Consider the following 1,369-nt stretch of genomic DNA (forward strand, 5'->3'; position numbering starts at 1 on the left):
TAACCACACGGGGGCATTTACGCCCCCGTTGTTTTTCCACGGTCTCGAACGCAAGCCGAGCGTGCAGACGGTTGAGCCACGCCGGTATCTTGCCGAAGGCTGGGGTCACGGCGGCCCACATCATTTCGTGCTGGATGACGTGGAAGGCCCGTACGAAGCTGATGTCGGTCGGATCGAGCTTCGCTTCCCATGCGGCGCTGGCAATCTCGCGGCGGATCAGGTTATAGGCGATCAACGCGCCCCAGATCTCCTGGTAGACCCCTTCGACGGTCCGGCTGCGCAAGGTCAGCTCCGCACCGAGCAGCGACTGTTTCAATTCCCGGTAGCTGGTTTCGATCTGCCAACGGCGTTCATAGCAGGCGACGATATCGGCCGGCTTGAAGCGTTGACGATCGTCCAACGAAGTCAGCAGCACGCGCTCGCGGCCGCGTGCATCGATCGTGCGAATCGCGCGGGCCTGCCAGAACTCCGGCAGTTCGGGAGATTGTTTGCGTGCCTGCGGGGACACGCGCATGCGTACCATCGCATCGTCCGGTGTGCCGTCGATCACGTCCCACCGCGTATGGGATTTGGCTGGAATCAGGAAGTGGCGGTTGTGCCCATGCATCGTCAGGCCACACAAGATCCGAGCGGCCAGAAAGCCCTTGTCGAATACCGTCAGTGAATTGTCCGGTATCTGTGGCAGCAGGTCCTGGGCATACACCATTTCGTTGGTGTCATAGACGCCGAAGTTGATATCGGCCACCAGATGCGTCGGGATGGCGGTCAGCGTGACCGCTCGCACCTGCGGGTAGCTGGCCACCTTGCCGCTGGCATAACGTTGTGCACCAAAGTGCTCACGATTGGCCGGGCTGTCAGCCGTGCGCAGCGTGGTGCCGTCCATGGCCCACAGGCTCAATCCCTTGAAGGTATGGCGTGCGGCGTCCTGCGTGGTCCACGCCCAGGCCGTCCGTTCAAACAGCCACGCCAACGGTGCTTCGCCAACACGCTGGCGCGCCTGCGCCACGGCACTCTTGCTGACGAAAGGCGCGGCTTCGTTGGGCAGCGCCAGATCGAGGCTGTCGAGTACCTCGTTGATTGACCAATGCCGATACATCGCCAAGGCAATCACCAGCCAAACCACTTGTTCGGCCGGCAAGCGCCGACGCCGGATGCTTGCGGCGCCCGTCGCCTCGACCGCGTGCTCGATCCATTCGTGCGGTAAATGCTCCGCCAGCCGGCTCAGGTCCGGCGTGGGCTGTTGGGCAGCGCTCAGGTAGGTCAGGTGGCTGGAAAGCATCGCGCCAAAAGTTAACACCTCAGCGCGGCGTTTACAACCACTCCTCCCTAATACAAAAATGCCGTTCAGTTGCTTAACTGAACGGCATTA

General features: G+C 61.7%; 1 protein-coding gene. It reads right to left on the bottom strand.

Translation table 11 applies throughout. The features are described from left to right. Positions 1-1,279: IS4 family transposase (locus tag U4Y91_RS36505; RefSeq protein ID WP_321809115.1), on the bottom strand; the 1,279-nt coding region annotated here is incomplete at its 3' end. Positions 1,280-1,369 lie beyond the last annotated feature (90 nt).

It is taken from the genome of Burkholderia sp. BCC1993 (genome assembly GCF_905339865.1).
GTDB lineage: Bacteria > Pseudomonadota > Gammaproteobacteria > Burkholderiales > Burkholderiaceae > Burkholderia.